Below are 3,121 nucleotides of genomic sequence, written 5' to 3' on the forward strand. Positions count from 1 at the left end.
GTTTTCGTCCCTAAAGATAAAGATAGGCGCGAGGCAAATCTGAGTAAAGTCGGAACCGAAATGCTGTCGCGCGGCTACGTGACCGGATGCGAATCCAGGAAATCGCGGAGGTACTGATTCACCAGCTCGGGTTTTTCCTGCTGCACCCAATGGCCCGAGTCCGCGATGTACTTTATCTCAAATGGACCGCTGAACAGCGGCTCCATGCCGTAGATCAGCTCCTTGCCGAGCGCGAAATCCTGCTCGCCCCAGATGAGCATCGTCGGCGCCGAAATTTTCCGGTCGATCCACGTATTGGAGCCGGGTCGCGCCATGAAGCCAGTGCGGAAGTTCGCGCGATAGTAGTTGATCGCGGCGGTGAGCGAGTAGGGATTGCGGAACGCGGCGCGAAAGTGCTCGAGGTCGCCATCTGTGAAGACATTTTTCTGAATCGTGCCGTTACGGAGCGCATTAGTCAGCGCTTCGTAGTTGCGGCGGCGAAATGCCCACTCCGGCAGACGGCGAATCTGAAAGAACAGCATGTACCAGCTGCGCAACATCTGGCGCGGATTGCGCCGCAGCGCACGGCTCATCCGCTCGAGATGAGGACAGTTCATCACGATCAGCCGTTCGACGACCTCAGGACGCATCATCGCGGTCGCCCATGCTACAGCGCCGCCCCAATCGTGGCCGACTACGGTGGCGCGTTGGTGGCCGAGCGCCTCGATCAGGTCGGCGACATCACCCACCAGCTTGTCGAGCGTGTAGTTGGCAACGCCGACTGGTGCGTCGGATTCGCCGTAACCGCGCATCTCGGGTGCGATGCATTCGAAGCGGTCGGACAGCGCGCGCATCTGATGGCGCCACGAGTACCAGCATTCAGGGAAGCCGTGCAGCATGATGATCGGCGGTCCCGAGCCTGCGCGCGCGACTCGGAGAGTGAGTCCGCTCTTGAGTTTGATTTTTTCGAAGCGCCAGGGATCGGGCATTTGAACCTCAACGAAAAAGGCTGCGGCACCTTATGCTCCGCAGCCTTTTGACAATCACAGCAGAAGAAATCTACGCGGCTACCTTCGTGGTGCCCTGCATTGCGGGCAGCTCGGGGTTGCAGATGTAGCGGATCTTGGGGAGCGTTACGTCTGCGGTCGTGAACGTCGCGGAAATTGGGTTGTCGAGGCGAAGATTCGTGCCGGCGCCGAAGGCGTTGTTGTCGAGCAGAACGATCCGCGGCTTGCCGCGCTCCGCTTTCGAGAAAGTGAACTCGGGATCGACCTGCACCAGCACCAGCTTCTCGTCGTCCTTGTTGCGCGCCAGATGCATGCTCGCGATGTACTGGATGTCGCCGCCGGAGATCATGTCGCGATCGAGCAGCTCGCATTCGAGCACCGGCTTGCCGCCGGCGCTGACCCGCGCAACGACACGGTCGTGACGGATGTCGATCTTCACGTCGCCCGCGACCGTCGGATAACCCCATCGCGCGGCCAGCTCGCGGCGCGCGTCGTCATTGTCGCAGTAACTGCGCAGCACGAAACCGCGCGGACGGACGCCGGTGCGTCCCGAGACGCGGACCTCGGCAATCGTGAACGCACCCACCGGGCTCTCGGGGTAGTTCGTTACGCAGAAGATCGCGTACTCGGGAATCGACGGATGCATCGTGGCCGGGATCAGGTTGTCGGCGGGGTCGTCGTCGATCTCCATATTGATGGTGAGAATTTTCGCGCCCTTCAAAATCCACGGCTCGGTTTTGTAACCGTTGATCGTCGGCACCGACTTGGCCCATGCAGTGAGATCGAGCTTTCCAAAACGCGGCGGCATCAGCGGCCTCCTGCGGCGGCTGAAGCGGTATCGCTCGCGCCCTGAAAATGCGGCATCACTTCCTTGGCGAACAGGCGCAAACTGTCGAGCACCTTTTGCTGCGGCACGGTCTCGAGCGCGTTCAGCAGGAAGTTGACGCGATCGCATCCGACCGCCTCCCACTTCTTCATCTCACGCAAAATGCGCGCGGGATTTCCAATCGCGATACCCTCGGGCGCTCCCGACGCATCGCCCGGCCCGGCCGCATCCTGACGCAGCGACGGCAGCAGCCCGAGCGACGGATACGACTTGCTCGGATACGCCTCGCGCGCGGCGAGCAACTGCGCAGCGAGATAGTTGAAAGTGCCGGTGAGACGTTTGCCAACCTTGACGCCCTCGGCGTCGTCCTCATGGCAATACAAAAAGTTCACCGTCGAGACGGCTTCGTTGATGACGTCGCCGACCGGCGTGCAGTTGCGGATGATCTTGCGATAGCGCTTGACCTTCTCGTCCTGCTCGGCGAATCCGCCGAAGGTCAGCCCGAGGCTGCCCATCCCGCGCTCGGCTGCGTCGATCTCGGTGCCGGGACTGGTGACCGCGACCCAGAGCGGCGGATGCGGTTTCTGATACGGCTTGGGCACTATTGTGCGCTGCGGCATCGACCACGACCGCCCCTGGTAGGAGAAGCGCTCCTGCGTCCACATTTTCGGCAGACAATGGACGAACTCGTCCCAGGTCTTCTTGGTCTCGTCGGGGCTCGCGCGAAAGCCTGCCAGCTCGGTCCAGGTTGCGGAGCGGCCGGTGCCAACGTCGAGGCGGCCGCCGCTCAAGATGTCGAGCACGGCGGTGCGCTCGGCGATTTTGATCGGATGATTGAACTCGGGCACGCACACGACGATGCCGTGACCGACGCGCATTTTCTTGGTCTTCATCGCGCACGCGGTCAGGAACAATTCGGGCGCGGGGCAATGCGAATATTCTTCGAGGAAGTGATGCTCGACGGCCCACACGGAATCGAAGCCGAGGGAATCGGCCAGCGCGACCTGCTCGAGGCAGTTATCGTAGACGGTTTTTTCGGTTTCGCGCCCCCATGGTCGCGGTACCGAGATTTCGTAGAAGAGGCCAAATTTCATCGCATTACCTCCATACCGTTCGTTTAGCGCAATCGCGGCGAGATCGAAAGTCCCGCGAGGGGGAAGGGTAAATCACTTTATTTGATGCGGAACCCACGGTGGGTTCCGCACCTCCTTGGGCAGGGGTGACCCCTGCACCCGGTGAGAAGAAGGACGACGCGGGCGGACCCCTTAGTCCGGTTCCCCTTCCCGCTCGGGAAGGGGTTAGGGGTTAG

At 61.5% G+C, this 3,121-nt stretch carries 3 protein-coding genes; all 3 read right to left on the reverse strand.

Annotation, left to right across the window (positions count from 1 at the left end; genetic code table 11):
- Positions 1-74: 74 nt before the first annotated feature.
- The 3 genes from VIW95_RS06080 to VIW95_RS06090 all read right to left on the reverse strand — a co-directional run bounded on the left by VIW95_RS06080 (position 75) and on the right by VIW95_RS06090 (position 2,906).
- The gene (locus VIW95_RS06080; protein WP_331584538.1) at positions 75-968 is read right to left on the reverse strand and encodes an alpha/beta hydrolase; all 894 of its coding nucleotides are present in this window, start codon (positions 966-968) and stop codon (positions 75-77) included.
- A gap of 70 nt (positions 969-1,038) precedes the next feature.
- Positions 1,039-1,794 carry an acetoacetate decarboxylase family protein gene (locus tag VIW95_RS06085; RefSeq protein WP_331584539.1) on the reverse strand — a complete coding sequence of 252 codons (756 nt, stop codon included), beginning with the start codon at positions 1,792-1,794 and terminating at the stop codon, positions 1,039-1,041.
- Complete coding sequence (locus tag VIW95_RS06090; RefSeq protein WP_331584540.1) at positions 1,794-2,906, reverse strand: LLM class flavin-dependent oxidoreductase; 1,113 nt, start codon at positions 2,904-2,906, stop codon at positions 1,794-1,796. The genes VIW95_RS06085 and VIW95_RS06090 overlap by 1 nt, the downstream gene beginning before the upstream one ends.
- Positions 2,907-3,121: the final 215 nt, after the last annotated feature.

The organism is Binatus sp. (SeqCode) (assembly GCF_036522015.1).
In the GTDB taxonomy this organism is placed as follows: Bacteria; Desulfobacterota; Binatia; order Binatales; family Binataceae; genus Binatus.

Coding starts and splice junctions, on each gene's coding strand:
- VIW95_RS06080 (WP_331584538.1), bottom strand. CDS start 968: ATGCCCGATCCCTGGCGCTTCGAAAAAATCAAACTCAAGAGCGGACTC.
- VIW95_RS06085 (WP_331584539.1), bottom strand. CDS start 1,794: ATGCCGCCGCGTTTTGGAAAGCTCGATCTCACTGCATGGGCCAAGTCG.
- VIW95_RS06090 (WP_331584540.1), bottom strand. CDS start 2,906: ATGAAATTTGGCCTCTTCTACGAAATCTCGGTACCGCGACCATGGGGG.